Genomic DNA, 17,868 nt, shown 5'->3' with positions numbered 1-17,868 from the left:
TCGCATTGGGTCGCGGCGCGGCGGACCCGCAGGCCCGCCGCGCCGCCGACGATCGATCAGCTGCCGAAGAAGACCTCGGCCTCGGCGTACCGCTCCAGCGGAACGGTCTTCAGCTCGCGGGTGGCCTCGGCGAGGGGCACCCGGACGATGTCGGTGCTCTGCATCGCGACCATCTTGCCCCAGTCGCCGTCGTTGACGGCGTCGATGGCCTGCAGGCCCAGGCGGGTGGCGAGCACCCGGTCGAAGGCGGTCGGGGTGCCACCGCGCTGGATGTGGCCCAGCACCACGGTGCGGGCCTCCTTGCCGGTCTTGGCCTCCAGCTGCTCGGCGAGCCACTGGCCGATGCCGCCGAGGCGGACGTGGCCGAACGAGTCCAGCTCCTGGTTGGCGAGGACCATCTGGCCGTCGAGCGGCTGGGCGCCCTCGGCGACCACGACGATCGGGGCGTACTGGTGCTGGAAGCGCTTCTCGACGTAGCCGGCCACCTGGTCGACGTCGAACTGGCGCTCGGGCAGCAGGATCACGTTGGCGCCGCCGGCCAGGCCGGCGTGCAGGGCGATCCAGCCGGCGTGCCGGCCCATCACCTCGACGACCAGGGTGCGGTGGTGGCTCTCCGCGGTGGTGTGCAGGCGGTCGATGGCCTCCATCGCGATGTTGACAGCGGTGTCGAAGCCGAAGGTGTAGTCGGTGGCGCCGAGGTCGTTGTCGATCGTCTTCGGCACACCGACGACGTGCACGCCCAGCTCGTAGAGCTTGGTGGCCACGCCGAGGGTGTCCTCGCCGCCGATCGCGATCAGCGCGTCCACGCCCTGGGCGGCGAGGTTGTCCTTGATCCGCTCGACGCCGTTCTCGATCTTGAACGGGTTGGTCCGGGACGAGCCGAGGATGGTGCCGCCGCGGGGCAGGATGCCGCGGACGTCGGCGATGTCCAGGGGCCGGGACAGACCCTCGAGGGGGCCCTTCCAGCCGTCCCGGAAGCCCACGAACTCGTGACCGTAGGTGGCGACGCCCTTGCGGACCACCGCCCGGATGACCGCGTTGAGACCGGGGCAGTCGCCGCCGCCGGTGAGCACGCCGATACGCATGATCCGCTCATCCTCCTGGAGCATCAGGTAAAGCCCGATATGCCCCAGGGTATGTGTCAGGTCAGACCATCGGCGCCGTTGCCGGCCCGGGGCGGGCCGTCACTGCGAACTGTAGTCGGCCCGCCGGTACGACGACAGCGCGCCCCGGGCACCCACCCCCGGTCAGTAGGTCACCTCGTGGTTCTCGCCGGCCGCCGGTGGCCGGCCGGTGACCGCGGCCCTCGCGTAGTCGAGCAGGTTCACCACTGTGCTGTTCGGCGAGTCCCAGTACTCGGCGGAGCTGGCGTGCACCTTGATCAGCGTGAGGCCGGGGGTGTCCAGCCCGTCGGGGAACCACGCCTTGAGCAGCGGGTTCCAGAGCCGCTCGGCCCGGGCCCGGTCGAATCCCTCGGTGGCGGTGCCGGAGATCGACACCCACGCGTTGTGCCTCTGGTCGGAGAAGGCGACGTTGACCTCCGGGTTCACCCGGATCTGGCGGACCTTGGCCGAGTCGGCGTAGGCGAAGAACCACAGCTCGCCGTCGAACTCGGCCTCCTGGAGCCCCATCGGTCGACTCACCTGCCGCCCGTCCAGAGCGGTAGTGGTGAGCATGCAGATCCGCGCGGCCCGGGCCAGGCCGGTGACCCGGGCGCGTGCCTCCGCGGCGCTGGTCGGCTGGTCGCTCATGGCAATCTCCCTCGGCTCGGCTGGTCGAACCGTTGCCCGGGACAGAACCGGTCAAACCTACGGCGGCACGACCGCCACTCAACGGGCGGTCATCGCCCGCCAGCGGGCCAGGTTATGCCGGGCATCGACCAGGGCATCGTGCCGGGCCGCGTCCGCGTCCGGCAGGGGCGGCCGGCCACGGTCGTCCCAGAGCTGGCGCAGCTCCTTGGTGTAGCGGGGTATCTCCCGGGGCAGCGCCGGCATCGCACCCCAGAGCTGGGCGAGCACCACGTGGTCGTACGCGGCGAACCAGGCCCACAGCTCCAGCTGCTCCCCCGGCCGGTCCCGGATCGGCTCCATCAGGAAGTCGTACAGGTCGTCGCGGATGCGCTCACGCGAGCGCCAGGCCCGGTCCGCCGGGGAGGGCAGCTTGTCCAGCACGTTGCGTCGGACCCAGGGCACGGCGCGGGAGTCGTCGAACTCGGTGGAGACCGCGTAGAACTCGCGGCCGTACTCGTCGACGACACCGATCGAGACGAGGTCGACTGTCGTGCCGTCCTCGATGAACTCGCAGTCGTAGAAATAGCGGTAGACCATTCCGGGCATCCTCGCCCACCGCCGCACGGCCGGGCTCGGCGGGGCCCGCCCGGAGGCCCGCCGAGCCGCGGCCACACCTCGTGAACGTCGCGTCGCAGCTCGTGACGGTCACGGAAGTGCTTCGAGGGGTGTACAGCAAGCGACCGGACCGTCATGATCTGATGTGTACCGCTACCGGACGCCGAATCGGTGTCAGTTCACCTTGTCGGGGCCCATCAGGTTCGCCCGGTGAGCGAGTTGTGGTCCATGACCGGGGGAGGGGTTGGGCCGTGGAGGTTCGCCTGCCAGAGCCGGGTGACGCGCTCACGGGTGTCGAGATGTTCGCCGGGCTGGAGCCCGAGGTGCGGCAACGCGTCATCGCTGCCGCCGTCCCGCGTACCTACCGCAAGGGCCAACTGCTCTTCGTGGAGAACGACCCCGGCGAGTCGCTGATCGTGCTGCGCCGAGGCGCGGTGGCAGTGTTTCGCACCGCGCCCACCGGCGAGCGGGCCGTGCTGTCGGTTATCCGTCCACCGGACGTGCTCGGTGAGGTCTCCCTGCTCGACGCGTCCACCCGGTCCGCCTCCGCGGAGGCCATCGAGGACTGCGCGGCGCTCGCGCTCTCGCGGGGCGCGTTCATGGAGTTGGTGCACTCCAACCCGCGCATCCTGGACGCGGTGATGCGCTCCCTGGGCGGGCTGATCCGCCGGCTCACCGAGCAGAACGCCGATCACGTCTTCCTCGACCTGCCCGGTCGGGTGGCGAAGACGCTGGTCCGGTTGGCCGGCGAGAGCCAGGCACCGATGATCACGATCGAGCTCAATCAGAGCCAGCTGGCCGAGATGGCCGGTGGTTCCCGACAGAGCGTCAACCAGGCGATCGGTTCGTTCGCGAGCCGCGGCTGGCTGCGTACCGAGGGCCGCCGGATCGTGGTGACCGACGTGGCCGCGCTGCGCCGCCGCGCCGGCATGGCCGACCGCTGACCGACCGGCCCGCCCGGTTCGTCGCCGGCCGGGCATCCGATCTGGACACCCGCCACCCGTCGCCACCCGCTCTCCCACCCGTACGCACGGCTGCGCCGGCTGCCATTGGCAGCCGGCGTCACCGTTCTCGCGGTTCAGCGCGTCGGGCTCAGCGGGTCGGGCCGAGCCAGCGGGTCGCACCCGGCCAACGGGCCGCGACCGACTGGTAGCCGGGGCCAGCCCAGATGCCCGGTCCGGCCCAGAAGCCCGGCCCAGCCCAGATGCCCGGTCCGGCCCAGCCGCTCGCGGTAGTGGTGGTGGTCGTCGTGGTCGCCATGTCGTCTCCCTGGTCGATGTCTGGTGCCTGTCCTGCCGAGGACGCTACGGCGCAAAGCCGTGGGACAAAATAGGACAAATCGACATGAATCACTGGCTGAAGAGCGGTTGTCGGCCTCCACACCGCGCTGACAAGGTTGCCGCGCCCACCCCGGATCCAGGGCCCGTGCCGACATACCCGCAGCAGTGAGGAGCCACCCGTCATGTCATTACTCCGCGGCAATGTCGCATTTCGTCGGTACTGGTCGGCGCGCCTGGTGTCGTACACAGGTGACCAGCTGGCCCGGACGGCGCTGCTGATCGCCGTCTACGACCGACACGGCGGCGGCGCGGTCGCCCTGCTGCTGCTGGCATCGACTGTGCCCCGACTGTTCGGACCGCTGCTCGGCGCCCTGGCCGACCGGTTCGACCAGCGCCGACTGATGATCGGTTGTGACACCGCCCAGGCGTTGACCTACCTCGCCGTCGCGCTGCTCGCGCCGCCCCTGCCCGTCCTGTTGGCGCTGATCACCGCGGCTACCACGGCCGCCACCGCGTTCACTCCCGCCGGGCGCAGCCTGCTACCCCGCCTTGTCGAACGCGAGCAACTGCCGGCGGCCAACGCGCAACTCGCCACGGGCGTCAACATCGGGATCGCTGCCGGGCCGGCCGTCGGCGGCCTCCTGCTGGCGACCCTCGGGCTGACCGTCACGCTGCTCGTGGACGCGGCGACCTTCGTGCTCTCCGCGCTGCTGATCGGCGGAGTCCGGACGCTCTCGACGACCGGGGTCACCCGCCGGTCCGAGCCACTGCACACGGTGCTGCGCGAAGGGCTGCGAGTGGTCCGGGGGCACCGCGTCGTCCGCGCGGTCTCGGTCGGGTTCCTGGTGATGGTGATGTTCGCCGCGCTCGACAACCTCGCCATCGTCCCCCTCGGACGCGCCGAACTGGGTGCCACCGAGGTCACGATCGGTCTGCTGGGCACCGCCTACGGCGTCGGCATGGTGCTCGGTCCCATGTGTCTGGCGAGAACCGGCGTACGCATCCGGATGGACCTGGTCCTCTACGGCGCCCTGCTCGCGCTCGGGGCCGGAACGCTGGTCACCGGCCTCAGCCCGGTGATCGCGCTCGCCATCGCCGGACAGGCGGTGGCCGGTGTCGGCGCGGGCTGGCACAACGTCGCCGCCGACACCCTCATCCAGCAGAACGTGCCGGCCGAACGGCTCGGCGTGGTGTTCGGCACCGTCTACATGTTCCCGTACGCGGCGGAGGCGCTGGCCTACGCCGTCGGCGCACCGCTGTTGGCGGTGGTCGGACCACGATGGGTGCTGGTCATCTCGGGGCTGGGTGTGCTGGCCACCCTGGGGCTGATCGCTCCCCTGCTCACCCGGGCCCTGGGGCTACGGCTGCCGACACCGGGCAGGTTCGCGGCGGCCAACGGGTGAGGCTGAACGACGGGTGCGGCCGGCGGACCGATGGCCCGCCGACCGCACCCGGACGATCAGTTCTCCTTGCCGTCGGCCGGCGGCGCACCCGGCCCCGGACCGATCTTCTTCGGATCGGTCGGCTTACCAGCCGTGGACGTGCTCGACGAGGTGGTCGTGGTCTCCCCCGACCCGCCCGACTGACCCTCAGGCTCTTCCACCATGCCCTGCTCCTCCAGTTCGGCGAGAGTGACCGCATCGACGTCGATCGTGTCGCCCGGCGCCCACTGCGTGCCACCCGGATCGGTCCACGAGGCGGACAGTCGTACCTGCACGGCACTCTCCCTGACATGAAACTTCCTGGTACGGAACACTAACCCCGACCGATCGACGACGTTGCCCGTCCGCACGTCGGGTACCCGACTTGGCAGGTCGGCCGCGATACTGACCTCTTTCGCCCACGGAGCTGACCATCGACCTCAAGTGTGGACACTGCGCCCGCGCGGCCGGGCCGGACGACCGCTTCTGCGGCGGGTGTGGCCAGCCGCTCGGGGTCAACTGTGCGCACTGCGGGCACGCCAACAGCACCGAGGTCAACTTCTGCACCAGCTGTGGCCAACCGCTGCGGGACCACGTCGTCGCGGTGCAGGAGGACCGGCGTCAGGTCAGCGTGCTCTTCGTCGACATCGTGGACTTCACCAGCTACGCGGAGCGGGCCGACCCGGAGCAGGCCCGCAGTCTGCAGCAGACCTACTTCGCCACTGTGCGCCGGATCGTGCACCAGTACGGCGGGGTGGTCGAGAAGTACATCGGCGACGCGGCGATGGCCCTGTTCGGCGCGCCGGTGGCCACCGACAACGACGCGTTGCGGTGTGTCCGCGCAGGCCTGGAGCTGCAACGGAACCTGGCCCGCCAGCCCGCCGGTCCGCAGCCGCCGCTCGGTTTCCGGGTCGGCATCGCGACCGGCGAGGCCCTGGTCGACCTCTCCGCCACCCGTGATGGCGGGCAGGCCTTCGTGACCGGAGACGTGGTCAACACGGCCTCCCGCCTCCAGGGGTTCGCCCCACCGGGCGGTGTCGTCGTCGACGAGAGCACCTGGTCGGCCACCCGACACGAGATGGAATACGCCGACCAACCACCGGTCACCCTGCGCGGCCGGTCCGCGGTGAGCCGGATCTGGCTGGCCGTCCAGGTGCGACCACACCGGGACCCGCGCGGCGCCGAATTGACCCCGATGGTTGACCGGGAGCACGAGCGCGGTCTGCTGGTCAACGCGCTGCACCGGATGGTGACCGAGCGGACCTCCCAGTTGGTGACGGTGTTCGGCCCGGCCGGTGTGGGCAAGAGCCGGCTACTGCGCGAGCTGGCCCGGCACGCCGGCAGCATGCCCGGCCCGCCGATCACCTGGCTCGTCGGGCAGTGCCCGCCGTTCGGCGAGAACGTCACCTGGGCCGCACTGTCGGACATCGTGAAGACCTGGGTGGGCGTACCGGAGGTCGACGACCCGGCCGCGCTGCGCGAGCGGCTGCGGTCCCGGCTGGGGCAGCTCGCCGACCCGCACGCGACCCGGCTGGCCGAGGCGCTCGGGCCGCTGATCGGCGTACCCGGTGAGCGACTCACCCCCGGTGAGACCGAGGCCGCCTGGCGGCGGTTCCTGATCGCCCTGGCGACCACCGGCCCGACAGTGCTGGTCTTCGAGGACATGCACTGGGCGGACCAGGCGATGCTCGCCTTCGTCGAGCAGTTGGGCGCGTCAGCGCGCGGCGTACCGCTGCTGGTCGTCGCGACCGCCCGGCCGGAGCTGCGGGAACGGAACCCGGCCTGGACCGGCACGATCAGCGGCGCGATGTCCATCTCGGTGCCGCCGATGCACGACACCGACATCGACACGCTCTACTCGCTGCTCCTCGGGCAGGCGACGCTGCCCTCCAGCTCGCGTACGCCGCTGATCGAGTTCGCCGACGGCAACCCGCTCTACGCCCAGGAGTACGCCCGGATGCTGCTGGACGGCGGCCTGCTCGACGCTGTCGGTCCGACCCCCCGCCTCGACCTCGACGGTGGCGCGGAGATGCCCCGCACCGTGCAGGCGGTCATCGCCAACCGGCTCGACCTGCTGGACCCGGCCGACCGGGCGGTGCTCCAGGCCGCCGCCGTGGTCGGCGTGGTGTTCTGGGCCGCGCCGGTGGCGATGGCGCTGGGGCGGCCGGTGGAGTGGGTGGAGCGCGCACTGGACCGCCTGCAACGACGCGACCTGGTGTACGAGCAGAGCACGTCGACGATGCCCGGCCAGCCCGAGTACCGGTTCCGGCACATCCTGGTGCGCGACGTCTGTTACCAGCGGCTGCCCAGGGCCGAGCGGGTGCTGCGCCACCAACGCACCGCCGACTGGATGGCGCAGCTCACCGACGGCCGGCAGTACGACCTGGCCGAGGTGCTGGCCAACCATCGCTGGGCGGCACACGAGATCGCTCGGACCGTCGGGTTGGACACCGCCCCCTACGCCCCGCCAGCGCGGGCCGCGCTGCACCGGGCGGCCCGCCGGGCGTACGAGCTGCACGCGCTGGACACCGCCGCCGCGCTGGTCGGCCGGGCGCTGGCCCTGGACGTCGGGCCGGACCCGGCGCTGGAGCTGTTCGAGGCCGAGCTGGCGTTCTATCGGGACGGGGACGCCTTCCTGGTGGCGGGGGGCACCGACACCCTGACCCGGCTGGCCGAGCGGCTCACCACCAGCGGCGACCGGACGGGGGCGGCCCGCGCCTGGACACTGCTCGCCACCGCCGCGTGGAGTCGCGCCGACCGCTCGACGACCCTGCACTTCCTGGACCAGGCGATCGGCATCTACAACGACCTACCGGACAGTCAGGAGAAGGCGAGCGCCCTGCTGGAGCTGGCCCGGGTGCACATGCTGAACGCGGAGACCGAGCCGGCGTGCAGCGCGGCGCGGGCGGCGGAGTCCCTCGCCGAGCGGCTCCAGCTGCGCGAGGTCCAGGCCAACGCGCGGATCACCCTGGCCGTGGCGCGCTACCTGGCCGGCTCCGCCGAGGCGTTCCCGGAGCTGGCGGAGGTGACCGAGCACTGCCGGGTGGAGCGGCTGACCAGTCGGCGCCGGGCGGTGCAGAACCTGGCCTGGGCGTTGCAGGAGGAGGGCGACCTGGCCGGCTCGGTCCGGTTGGTCGACGAGCAGCTCACCCTCGACCTGGGCGGCGAGCACAGCCTGGCCACCAGCTTCGAGGACCAGTGGGCGCGGTCGTACTACGCCGGTGACTGGACGGCGGCGCTGGCGATGGCGGCGGAGTCGACCCGACGGCCCACCGCCGAATGGGACCTGCACATCGTGGCGGTCTCGGGTTGGATGCGCGGGCTGGCCGGAGCGGAGCTGGTCCCGCCTGCGGGGGCCGACGAAACCGCGGGGCCGGGCCACGCCGCGGGGCCGGACCGAGCGACCGGGGACCTGATCGAGCAGGCGCTGCTCGCGGCGCGGCGCAGCGGATTCCACCGGGTGCTGCGCTCCACCCTTGCGCACGCCGCGCTGTGCCGGGCGGTGCAGGGCCGCCGGGACGAGGCGATGGCGCTGCTCACCGAGTTGGACGAGGATTGGCGGCGCACCCGGATGATCCCGTTCGCGGAGTGGGTGCCGGCCGTCGGGCACGTCGCCGGGGTGCTCGGCGCGGACGCGGCCCGGCTGGTCCGGCAGTTGCTCGACCGGGCGCCCCGGACGACCCCGTGGGCTCGGGCCGCCGGTCAGGTCGCCGACGCCACGCTGGCCCGGCACGCCGGGGACGCCTCGACGGCGGCGAACCTGCTGCGCTCGGCGGCGGCGAGCTACGCCCGGATGACCGACGTGACCGACGAGGTCATCACGCTGGCGCTGGCGATCCGCCCGTTGGCCGAGACCGATCCACCCGCCGCCGCGGCGACTCGCGCCCGCCTGCACGACTTCGCCACCCGCCACCACGCCCCCGCCCTGCTCCACCTGCCCTGACCGCCGAGAGGGCCGGCCCGGCGGCGGTCAGGCGGCCAGCGGTGCCGAGACGGGCTGCTTGAGCTTCTGGGCGTAGACGTCGACGTACTCCCGACCGGAGAGCTCCATCAACTCGTACATGATCTCGTCGGTGACCGCGCGCTCGACGAACCGGTCGCCGGCCAGGCCGGCGTAGCGGGAGAAGTCCAGCGGCGCACCGAACCGGATCTTCACCCGGTCGATCTTGGGGATGAGCTTGCCCGGCGGCTGGATCTCGTCGGCGTTGAGCATCGCCACCGGCACCACCACCGCGCCGCTCTCCAGGGCCAACCGGGCCACCCCGGTCTTGCCTCGGTAGAGCCGCCCATCCGGGGAGCGGGTGCCCTCGGGGTAGATGCCGGCCACTCCCCCGGCCCGCAGCACCTGCAACTGTGTGTCAAGGGCGGCGCGCGCGGCTCGACCACCGGAGCGGTCCACCGGAATCGTGCCGGTGCCGACGAAGAACATCTTGGTCAGCCAGCCCTTGATCCCCTTGCCGGTGAAGTACTCGGCCTTGGCGACGAAGGTGACCTTCCGGGCGGTGATCAACGGTGTGAAGATCGAGTCGGAGAAGGAGAGGTGGTTGCTCGCCAGGATCACCGGACCGGTCGCCGGCACGTTGCGCAGGCCCTCCACCTGCGGGCGGAAGATCAGCTTGAGCAGCGGACCGAGGATGACGTACTTCAGCAGCCAGTAGAGCACCGGCGTCCTTTCCCGTGGTGTGCCCGCGACAGCGCCAGCCGTCGTCGCCGCCGAGCCTACGAAGCGAGCGCTCTCACCACAACGGACGAAACCCCCGCTGCCGACGATCACCGAGATCGCACTTGTCGCGCAAGAACGGACAAAGGAGCCCCGCCACGACCTGCGGGAGCAGCCGTGACTTTGGAAGACGCGACACAACGCACTCCCGGAACCATGCCCTGACGTGTCACGATTCAGAGCACGGCGTGCGGACGGGCGCCGAGGGGCAGCGGTGGCCGCGCCGGAAGGCGCGTTAAGGGGGATGTCCGGGTGTCAGCGGGTGGGGCCCGCCGGGGACGGCGGGACAACGGGCTCGACGCGAACGAGTACGCCGTCGTCGGCGATGTCGATCCGCGCGTCGGTGAGCACCTGCTCGACGTGCTGGCCGCCGGCGGGATCGCCGCCTACCTCCAGCCCTCCGCCGACCTCAACCCGGTCACCCGCACCACCACAGTGCCGGCCCGGCCGGTCGACCGGCTCTACGTCGACCGTTCGCACCTGACCACCGCCCGGGACTATCTGACCCAGCTCGCCGACGAGACAGCGCCGGAGCAGCAGCCGGCCCGCGACGAACCGGACATCGACGCCGAGTGGGCGCGGATCGTGGCCGGTTTCCACACCACCTCCACACCCGGTGACCACCCGTGGCCGGCCTCGGAGGACGTGGACGAACGGGACTCGCGGGACGAGCCGACCTCCGGGCAGCTGACCCGCTCCGGCGCCGACGAGCCCGGTCCGACCGCCACCGACGTCCGCCGGCTACCGTCCGCGACGGACATCTCCGGGATCTCCGTGGGGCGCGGCACCCGACCGGACGAGCCCTCGCTGCTGGACGGGCTGGACACCTTCGGCGCCGACCTGCCCGACGACGAGGACGACGAGGGCTACCACCCGCCGCCACCGCCGCCGCTGCCGCGGGTCAGCAAGTACGCGGTGATCGGCGTGCTCGGGGTGGTCGTCGGGTTCGTGCTGTTCCTCTTCCCGTGGCTGCTTCCGATCGACCGCTCGGCGGTCACGCTGTTCGGCTTCACCGGCATCCTGGCCGGTTTCGTCACGCTGATCTGGCGGCTGCGCCCCGGCGACGAGGACGAGGACGACCCGGACAACGGCGCGGTCGTCTGAGGTCGGCCCGCATCCCGGGACGCCAGCGCCCCGCCGGGGGCGTAACAGTGGTGTAACTTACTGTCAGTAGGAATACCGCTGTACGTCACTTCCCCCGCTGACTGACCGGTTTTTCCTTGCTCGCGGCGGTCAGTCCTCTGCTGATCGGAATGCCCGAGATGCGACAGAGTTCTCTCGTGGTGGTGGCCAACCGCCTCCCCATCGACGACAGTCAGGCCCCCGACGGGGCCTGCGAGTGGCGGCGCAGCCCGGGTGGGTTGGTCAGCGCACTGCACCCGCTCCTGCGGCACACCCCGGCGACCTGGGTCGGCTGGGCCGGTGGCACCGGGCCGGCCCCCGCACTGCCGGACGTGGACGGCGTACGGATGCACACCGTCGCGCTCAGCCCGGAAGACCTGCGCGATCACTACGAGGGGTTCGCCAACGCCACCCTCTGGCCGCTCTACCACGACGCCGTGGAGCAGCCGCAGCACCACCGACGCTGGTGGGAGGCGTACCAGCGGGTCAACCAGCGCTTCGCCGAGGCGACCGCCGAGGTGGCCGAGCCGGGCGGGGTGGTCTGGGTGCAGGACTACCACCTGCAACTGGTCCCAGGTCAGCTGCGCGCGCTCCGCCCGGACCTGCGCATCGGGTTCTTCCTGCACGTGCCGTTCCCGCCGCCGGAGCTTTTCATGCAGCTGCCCCGCCGGGCCGAACTGCTGCGCGGCATGCTCGGCGCCGACCTGGTCGGCTTCCAGCGGGTGCAGGCGGCGCACAACTTCGCCCAGCTGGTGACCCGGGTGCTGGAGCTGCCGGCCACCGACCGGCGGATCGGCATCGACGACCGGGTCGTGCGCATCGGCGCGTTCCCGGTCTCCATCGACACCGCCGAGATGGCCGCGCTCGCCGACCGTCCGGACGTGGCCGCCCGGGCCCACCGGCTCCGTCAGGACCTCGGCGACCCCCGCCAGGTCATCCTCAGCGTGGACCGGATGGATTACACGAAGGGCATCGAGCAGCGCCTCAAGGCGTACAGCGAGTTGCTCGCCAGCGGCGACGTCAAGGTCCGCGACACGGTGCTGGTGCAGGTCGCCATGCCGAGCCGGGAACGCGTCGGCCAGTACCAGATCCTGCGCGAGCGCATCGAGCGCGAGGTCGGCCGGATCAACGGCGAGTTCGGCCGGGTCGGCGAGCCGGCGATCCACTACCTCACCCAGCCCTTCGACAGGGCCGAGCTGGCCGCGCTCTACCGGGTCGCCGACGTGATGGCGGTGACCCCGTTGCGCGACGGGATGAACCTGGTCGCCAAGGAGTACGTGGCCGCGCGGGTGGACGACACGGGTGCCCTGCTGCTCAGCGAGTTCGCCGGCACCGCCGCCGAGCTGTCCCAGGCGTACCTGGTGAACCCGCACGACCTGGAAGGGCTCAAGCAGGGCCTACGCGCGGCGCTGCGGGCCAGCCCGGCCGACACCACCCAGCGGATGCGGGCCATGCGCGCCCACCTGCACCAGCACGACATCCGGGCCTGGGCCCGCTCCTACCTCCGCGCGCTCGACGAGGACGGCGCGCTGGTCAGTCGCCTGACCAGCACCGACACCGGCTCCGACGGCACCGCTCGGGTGCCCCGGCCGGCCACCCCGACCGGCAGCAGCCCGGCGGTCCACCAGGCCGGCGGCTGACCGTCGTCGGCCCGGCCGCTCAGTGCGCCGCGGGCTCCTTCTCCAGCCAGTCCAGGATCGCGTCGATCGGCTCCGCCCACCGCGCGTCCAGCATCAGGTCGTGGCCCATCCCGGGGAAGAGCAACGGGGCCGACCCGTACCGACGGGCCACCCGGGTCAGCGTCGACGCCGGCACCACCCGGTCGTCCGGGCTGCCCAGCACCAACACCGGAGGCGCGCCCACGGCCGGCTCGGCCGCCGGCTCACCCAGCAGCGCCCACTGCGCCCGCCGAGCCGCCCGACCGAGGCGTCCGACGTACCGCCGGGCCTCCTCGTCGGGCAACTCGCGGCTGAACAACTGCCCCCGGTTGAGCCGCAGCGGCCCGCCGAACACGGCCGGCAGCGTACCTGCGGGGTTGCGGCGCAACGCCGCGCCCAGCACTCCCCAGCCGCCGAAGACCGGCGCCACCAGCACCGCGCCGCGCGCCGGGTAGCGGGCCAACGCGTGCGCCACCACCAGGGCCCCGGCACCGTGCCCCACCAGCACCGCCTGCCGCGGCAGGCTCGCGGCCACCTGGACCACATCGTGGGCGTACGCCCGCAGGGTCGCCTCCGGCGCCGGCTCGCTGCCTCCGTGCCCGCGCAGGCTCACCGCGTACGCCGGGAACCCCCGCGACGCCGCGTGACCCAACCAGTGCTCGGCGAACGCCCACGCGCCGTGCCCGAACCCGGGAACGAAGAGCAGCGGTGGACGCCCCTCCTCCAGCTCGGGGATCGCGCTGAGCACCTCACGCCGGGCCGGCCGGACCGGGCGGGACCACTCCCGGCCCCGCATGATCCGCAGCTCACTACTCGCGCTCACCGTGCCAGCCTTTCGTTCGCGACTGCGGGGCTCGCAAGCTCACTCCTCGCGCTCACTTGCCCTCCAGCTCGACAAGGGCGCGCTGGAGGGCGCGCAGATAGTCGGCGTGCCCGACCTCGAACCAGTGCCGGCTGCTGTCCTTGACCGGCCCGGAGTACCGCTCCCCGGCCCGCTCTCGGACCCGCTGCGCGAACGCGGTGGCCCGCTCCGGCCGGTCCCGACGGGCCTGGAGTAGTCGGGCGAAGAGCACCGTCTGCCAGTGCGACAGGGTGAACAGCCCGGAGTCCGGTTGCAGCAGGCCGGCGACGGCCAGGGTCGGGTGCCCCGGGGTGAACGCGTTGAGCCACAGCGTGGGCCGGCCCGCGCCCGCGCTGTCGGAGAACACCGACGCGTCGAGGAACTCGAAGCGCGGCAGGTAACCGGTGGCGAAGACGACCACCTCGGGGTCGATCTCGCGGCCGTCGGCCAACTCCACCGCGTACGGGTGGAACCGGGCGACGTCCGGCACCGGGCCGATCGCGCCGTGGCCCACGTAGTAGACGAGCTGGCTGTTCGCGATGGGGTGCGTCTCGTACACCCTGTGGTCGGGCTTGGGCAGGCCGAAGCGGGTCAGGTCGCCGACGGTCAGCCGCAGCGTCCAGTGGTAGAGCCACTGCCGCACCCGCAGCGGCACCCGCAGCGCCAACAGGGTGTCGTTGACCTGGTCGGCGGGGCGACCGAGGACGTACTTCGGCGCGTACCAGTAGCCGCGCCGGGTGGAGTGCCAGCAGCGTGACGCCTGCTGGGCGGCCTCGACGGCGATGTCGCAGCCGGTGTTGCCGGCGCCGACCACCAGCACCCGCTTGCCGCGCAGCTGCGCCGGGTCCTTGTAGGAGGAGGCGTGCATGATCTCGCCACGGAACTGTTCGAGGCCCTCGTAACGGGGCAGCTTCGGCGACCAGTTGTGGCCGTTGGCGATCACCACGGCGGCGTACCGGGCGGTGCGCTCGGGGCCGTACCCGCCGGTGGAGCGGGTGGTCACGTCCCACCGGTCCCCCTCGACGGGCTGGACCCTGATCACCTCGGTGCCGAACCAGATGTGCGAGCGCAGGTCGAAGTGGTCGGCGTACCGCTCGAAGTAGGACAGCACCTGACCGTGGTGCGGGTAGTCGGGCCAGGAGTCCGGCATCGGGAAGTCGGGGAACTGGGTGAACGGCTTCGACGAGATCAGGTGGGTGCTGGCGTACACCGGGCTGCGGTCGTGCCGCCAGTTCCAGGCGCCGCCGACGCCCGTCTCCCGCTCGTAGCAGTCCACGCCGAACCCGTGCTCGCGCAGGTTCTTGATGGCCGTCAGGCCGCTGGCCCCGGCCCCGATGACGCAGACCGTGTCGCCCCGGTCGGAGACCGGGCGGCCCTCGCTGTTCGCCGCGGGCGAGGTCGCCTCCGGGTCGGGCCGGCCGTGGTCGGTGGAGGTGGACACCGGGGACATCTCCTTTTGGTACGGCAGGCGTGCCGGTCGCCGCGAAATCCTCTCCACAACCGGGCCGGATGTCCAGTCCTGGACCGGACGCGTCGACTGTCGAGCCGGGGTCGGGGGTCAGCCGGCGGTGGGCAGCAGCAGGTCGACCAGGACCGGGAAGTGGTCGCTGGCCCGGCGGGTCTGCGGGGTGTCCACCACGTCGTAGTCGACCACTGTGATCCGCGGGTCGACGAACAGCGCGTCGATGCGTCGGCGCGGGTCGGCGCAGGAGTAGGTGAGCCGCTCGGCCCGGTCGGCCGCCACCGCCGTGTCGGTCAACCCGCGCGACACGGTGGCCCAGGCGGGCCCGTCCGGCCCCTCGTTGAGGTCCGCCCCGGCCAGCACCGGGCTGGTCGCCGCGTCCAGGCCGCGCTTGAACTCGGCGGCCTGGGACGGCCGCTCGGCCGGGTCGGTGGACAGGTGCGAGCCGGCGAGGGTGAACCGGGCGTCACCGACCCGGCAGTCGGCGTACGCGGCGCCACGCAGGTGCCGGCCGGGGGTCAGCGGGAAGCGCTGGCAGCGGGTAGCCAGCACCTGGACCCGCAGGCTGGTCAGGAGCAGGTTGCCCAGGGCGGGCAGCCCACCGGCGGCCACCACCAGACCGAACGACTCGGCCAACGTGGCGGACTTCTGCCGCCACCGGAACCGGCGGGGACCCTCCTGCACGATCACCACGTCCGGCGTCGCCGCCCGGACCACCGCCGCCAGCGCGGCGGTGTCGTCGCGCTGGCTGTGGATGTTGTACGACACCACGCGCAACGGCACGCCCATCCCCGGACGCCTCAGATCCGGCGGGCCAGGTCGGCGGCGCCGATCACCCCGGCGCTGTTGCCCAGCTCCGCCGGGAGCACCTCGGCCACCGGCAGGCGACCGCGCTGGGCGAGCGCGTCGAGGTACGAGCGGCGGGTGGGGCCGAGCAGCAGGTCACCGGCGTCGATCACACCGCCGCCGACCACCAGGGTCTGCGGGTCGAGGATCTGCGCCATGTCGGCGAGGCTGGTGCCCAGCCACCGGCCGATCTGGGCGAACGCCTCGGCGGAGACCGGGTCGCCGCCCTGCGCGGCGGCGGTCACCATCGGGCCGGTGATCGCCTCGGCCTCACCGCCGGCCAGCTTCAGCAGGGCGGTGGCCCGGTTGGGCTCCTGCCGGGCGCCGGCCCGGGCGAACCGGACCAGGGCGCTGCCGCTGGCGTACTGCTCGATGCAGCCCAGCCGGCCGCAGCCGCACTGGTGCCCGTCCGGCACGGCCAGCATGTGGCCCAGTTCGGCGGCGATGCCGTGCGCGCCGCGCATGAGGTCGCCGCCGAGGACGATGCCGCCGCCCACACCGGTGCCGATGGTGAACATGATCATCGAGTCGTCGGCGTCGCGGGCCGCGCCGTAGCGGAACTCGGCCCACGCGGCGACGTTCCCGTCGTTCTCCACGATCACCGGCAGACCGACGGCCTCGCTGACGTACTCGCGCAGCGGTTCGTCACGCCAGGCCAGGTTGGGGGCGAAGAGCACAGTCGAACGGCTGGCGTCGATCCAACCGGCCGCGCCGATGCCGACGGCCTCGATGGTCCGCCCGGCAGCCAGCTCGCCGACCAACTCGATGATGACGTCGCGGGTCTTGGCGACGTCATCGGCGGGAGTGTCCCGTCGGGTCTGCACGAGGACCGTGCCGGTGTCGTCCACGACACCGCCGGCCACCTTCGTGCCACCGACGTCGACTCCGATGGTCAGCGTCACCGCTACCGCCCCCCTCTGCTGTGCTGTCCGGCCCAGGTCCCGGCCCAGTGCCGGTCCGGGTCGGAATGTCCCGCGCTCAGGCGCCGTCGCCCGATGCTTCCGCGTCGGCGTCATCGGGCACCCGCGAGGCGGGCACCACGGGACGGGTGGTCGGTGCCGGTACGGTCGCCGTCCCGGCCTCGTCGACGGGTGGTACGGCGGCCGGGGCGAGTGGGTCCGCCGTCCGGGTGGCGACCGACCAGACATCCCGCTCCGGCGCCGGCTGAGAATCATGCCCGGTACGGGTGGCATCGCGCCACACGTGGTCGTCGCCGGTCGCGGTGGGCGGGGTGCCCGGTGCTGGTTCGGGGAGCACGTCGTCGGTGCTCGCGGCGGGGGTCGGCGCCGGCGAGGTGGTCGGCTCGGCGGCCGGCTGGGCGGGGCCCGGCGCTGACGGTTCGGGCGGGGAGAACGCCCGGAGCAGGCTGGCGACACCGGCGGCGAGGTCACCGGCGCCGGTGGCGAGACGTTCGGCGAATTCCGGACTCGGGTCCCGCAACGCGGCGATGCCCCGACAGACCGGGCAGACGCAGCATTCGGCCGAACCGGTGGCGAAAGCACCACCGGTGCCGGGGCGTGCGTCCGGGCCCGCGCTGTGACCGAGGACACCGGACAACATGCCGCCCAACGAGCCGAACGCGCCGCCCGCCGAGCCGGCCGAGGCCAGTCGCGCCCCCGCCAGCAGGGTGGCGACCAGCCGCTCTGCCTCTTCCCGGGCCGAACCCGGATCCGTTCCGCCCACCGTCGGCTCCTCTACCGTGCCACCGGACACGTCACTGCGCCGCACCGGTTGCTTCTACCCGGCGCTTGAGCTGCTTCAACGCGGTGTCCATGATCATCTTCTCGGCTTTGCGCCGAAACATGCCGAGCATGCCGACCGACAGGTCGACCTCCAGCGTGTAGGTCACCGTGGTGCTGCCGTCCGGGTTACCCACCAGGTCGTACGAACCGCGCTGGGCCTTCTGCATCTTCGACGGGGCGACCAGGTGCCACTCGATCCGGGACAGGTCCTCGGCGTACTCGTAGGCGAGCACGTAATCGTCGGCCATCACCCCGGCGTCGATGGTGAAGTGCACCTGACTGGGGTAGCCGTCCTCGTACTCCTCGACGACCTCGGCGCGACGCACCGCGTCGGTCCACTCCGGGTAGCGCGCGAAGTCGCAGATGACCGCCGTCACCCGGTCCGGTGCGGCGCCGATGATGATCGACTGGGTGGAGGAGTCCGCCATGGG

Annotated in this window: 17 protein-coding genes; 5 read left to right on the top strand and 12 right to left on the bottom strand. The window is 72.4% G+C overall.

Annotation, left to right across the window (positions count from 1 at the left end; all coding sequences use genetic code 11):
- Window positions 1–56 precede the first annotated feature (56 nt).
- The 3 genes from OH804_RS02205 to OH804_RS02195 all read right to left on the bottom strand — a co-directional run bounded on the left by OH804_RS02205 (window position 57) and on the right by OH804_RS02195 (window position 2,327).
- On the bottom strand, window positions 57–1,085 hold the full coding sequence (locus tag OH804_RS02205) for a 6-phosphofructokinase (protein ID WP_091408060.1): 1,029 nt from the start codon (window positions 1,083–1,085) through the stop codon (window positions 57–59).
- Window positions 1,086–1,247: 162 nt separating this feature from the next.
- Complete coding sequence (locus OH804_RS02200; protein ID WP_406062423.1) at window positions 1,248–1,751, bottom strand: pyridoxamine 5'-phosphate oxidase family protein; 504 nt, start codon at window positions 1,749–1,751, stop codon at window positions 1,248–1,250.
- Window positions 1,752–1,829: 78 nt separating this feature from the next.
- Window positions 1,830–2,327, bottom strand: a complete 498-nt coding sequence (locus tag OH804_RS02195) for a polyadenylate-specific 3'-exoribonuclease AS (RefSeq protein ID WP_091407578.1) — start codon at window positions 2,325–2,327, stop codon at window positions 1,830–1,832.
- A gap of 269 nt (window positions 2,328–2,596) precedes the next feature.
- Here OH804_RS02195 and OH804_RS02190 point away from each other — a divergent pair, with 269 nt between their 5' ends.
- On the top strand, window positions 2,597–3,289 hold the full coding sequence (locus OH804_RS02190; RefSeq protein ID WP_091407574.1) for a Crp/Fnr family transcriptional regulator: 693 nt from the start codon (window positions 2,597–2,599) through the stop codon (window positions 3,287–3,289).
- Window positions 3,290–3,437: 148 nt separating this feature from the next.
- Here the strand turns inward: OH804_RS02190 and OH804_RS02185 are convergent, their stop codons facing one another.
- Window positions 3,438–3,605, bottom strand: a complete 168-nt coding sequence (locus OH804_RS02185; RefSeq protein WP_406062420.1) for a hypothetical protein — start codon at window positions 3,603–3,605, stop codon at window positions 3,438–3,440.
- A gap of 202 nt (window positions 3,606–3,807) precedes the next feature.
- On the opposite strand from OH804_RS02185, the gene OH804_RS02180 reads away from it, so the two are divergent.
- Entirely contained in the window at window positions 3,808–5,028 is a 1,221-nt protein-coding gene (locus OH804_RS02180) for an MFS transporter (protein ID WP_406062418.1), read from the top strand.
- Window positions 5,029–5,084: 56 nt separating this feature from the next.
- On the opposite strand, the gene OH804_RS02175 is transcribed toward OH804_RS02180, so the two are convergent.
- The gene (locus OH804_RS02175; protein WP_196918950.1) at window positions 5,085–5,342 is read right to left on the bottom strand and encodes a hypothetical protein; all 258 of its coding nucleotides are present in this window, start codon (window positions 5,340–5,342) and stop codon (window positions 5,085–5,087) included.
- Window positions 5,343–5,473: 131 nt separating this feature from the next.
- Between OH804_RS02175 and OH804_RS02170 the strand changes: the two genes are divergently transcribed.
- On the top strand, window positions 5,474–8,989 hold the full coding sequence (locus OH804_RS02170; RefSeq protein WP_406066395.1) for an AAA family ATPase: 3,516 nt from the start codon (window positions 5,474–5,476) through the stop codon (window positions 8,987–8,989).
- A 27-nt stretch (window positions 8,990–9,016) separates the two neighbouring features.
- On the opposite strand, the gene OH804_RS02165 is transcribed toward OH804_RS02170, so the two are convergent.
- On the bottom strand, window positions 9,017–9,709 hold the full coding sequence (locus OH804_RS02165; protein WP_406062416.1) for a lysophospholipid acyltransferase family protein: 693 nt from the start codon (window positions 9,707–9,709) through the stop codon (window positions 9,017–9,019).
- 309 nt (window positions 9,710–10,018) lie between these two features.
- On the opposite strand from OH804_RS02165, the gene OH804_RS02160 reads away from it, so the two are divergent.
- The gene (locus tag OH804_RS02160; protein WP_406062414.1) at window positions 10,019–10,870 is read left to right on the top strand and encodes a DUF308 domain-containing protein; all 852 of its coding nucleotides are present in this window, start codon (window positions 10,019–10,021) and stop codon (window positions 10,868–10,870) included.
- Between the two features lie 158 nt (window positions 10,871–11,028).
- On the top strand, window positions 11,029–12,528 hold the full coding sequence (locus tag OH804_RS02155) for a trehalose-6-phosphate synthase (RefSeq protein ID WP_231392798.1): 1,500 nt from the start codon (window positions 11,029–11,031) through the stop codon (window positions 12,526–12,528).
- Window positions 12,529–12,547: 19 nt separating this feature from the next.
- Here the strand turns inward: OH804_RS02155 and OH804_RS02150 are convergent, their stop codons facing one another.
- The 6 genes from OH804_RS02150 to OH804_RS02125 all read right to left on the bottom strand — a co-directional run bounded on the left by OH804_RS02150 (window position 12,548) and on the right by OH804_RS02125 (window position 17,865).
- Window positions 12,548–13,342 (bottom strand): alpha/beta hydrolase, encoded by a 795-nt coding sequence (locus tag OH804_RS02150; RefSeq protein ID WP_406066393.1) that lies wholly within the window; start codon window positions 13,340–13,342, stop codon window positions 12,548–12,550.
- Window positions 13,343–13,421: 79 nt separating this feature from the next.
- Window positions 13,422–14,828: a flavin-containing monooxygenase gene (locus OH804_RS02145; protein ID WP_406062412.1), complete on the bottom strand. Its 1,407-nt coding sequence runs from the start codon at window positions 14,826–14,828 to the stop codon at window positions 13,422–13,424.
- Between the two features lie 117 nt (window positions 14,829–14,945).
- The gene (locus tag OH804_RS02140) at window positions 14,946–15,638 is read right to left on the bottom strand and encodes an endonuclease/exonuclease/phosphatase family protein (RefSeq protein ID WP_372432917.1); all 693 of its coding nucleotides are present in this window, start codon (window positions 15,636–15,638) and stop codon (window positions 14,946–14,948) included.
- A gap of 11 nt (window positions 15,639–15,649) precedes the next feature.
- Window positions 15,650–16,597 (bottom strand): ROK family glucokinase, encoded by a 948-nt coding sequence (locus OH804_RS02135; RefSeq protein ID WP_091407561.1) that lies wholly within the window; start codon window positions 16,595–16,597, stop codon window positions 15,650–15,652.
- 76 nt (window positions 16,598–16,673) lie between these two features.
- The gene (locus tag OH804_RS02130) at window positions 16,674–17,378 is read right to left on the bottom strand and encodes a hypothetical protein (RefSeq protein ID WP_196918954.1); all 705 of its coding nucleotides are present in this window, start codon (window positions 17,376–17,378) and stop codon (window positions 16,674–16,676) included.
- Between the two features lie 31 nt (window positions 17,379–17,409).
- A complete protein-coding gene (locus tag OH804_RS02125) occupies window positions 17,410–17,865 on the bottom strand; it encodes an SRPBCC family protein (RefSeq protein WP_196918955.1) in 456 nt (151 codons plus the stop codon).
- Between the last annotated feature and the right edge of the window lie 3 nt (window positions 17,866–17,868).

Origin of the sequence: Micromonospora sp. NBC_00860 (assembly GCF_045207375.1) — a bacterium.
GTDB lineage: Bacteria > Actinomycetota > Actinomycetes > Mycobacteriales > Micromonosporaceae > Micromonospora > Micromonospora vinacea.
The sequence above is the reverse complement of the archived record's forward strand: the minus strand, read 5'-3'. Positions and strand labels throughout refer to the sequence as shown.

Coding starts and splice junctions, on each gene's coding strand:
- OH804_RS02205 (WP_091408060.1), bottom strand. CDS start 1,085: ATGCGTATCGGCGTGCTCACCGGCGGCGGCGACTGCCCCGGTCTCAAC.
- OH804_RS02200 (WP_406062423.1), bottom strand. CDS start 1,751: ATGAGCGACCAGCCGACCAGCGCCGCGGAGGCACGCGCCCGGGTCACC.
- OH804_RS02195 (WP_091407578.1), bottom strand. CDS start 2,327: ATGGTCTACCGCTATTTCTACGACTGCGAGTTCATCGAGGACGGCACG.
- OH804_RS02185 (WP_406062420.1), bottom strand. CDS start 3,605: ATGGCGACCACGACGACCACCACCACTACCGCGAGCGGCTGGGCCGGA.
- OH804_RS02180 (WP_406062418.1), top strand. CDS start 3,808: ATGTCATTACTCCGCGGCAATGTCGCATTTCGTCGGTACTGGTCGGCG.
- OH804_RS02155 (WP_231392798.1), top strand. CDS start 11,029: ATGCGACAGAGTTCTCTCGTGGTGGTGGCCAACCGCCTCCCCATCGAC.
- OH804_RS02150 (WP_406066393.1), bottom strand. CDS start 13,342: ATGCGGGGCCGGGAGTGGTCCCGCCCGGTCCGGCCGGCCCGGCGTGAG.
- OH804_RS02140 (WP_372432917.1), bottom strand. CDS start 15,638: ATGGGCGTGCCGTTGCGCGTGGTGTCGTACAACATCCACAGCCAGCGC.
- OH804_RS02125 (WP_196918955.1), bottom strand. CDS start 17,865: ATGGCGGACTCCTCCACCCAGTCGATCATCATCGGCGCCGCACCGGAC.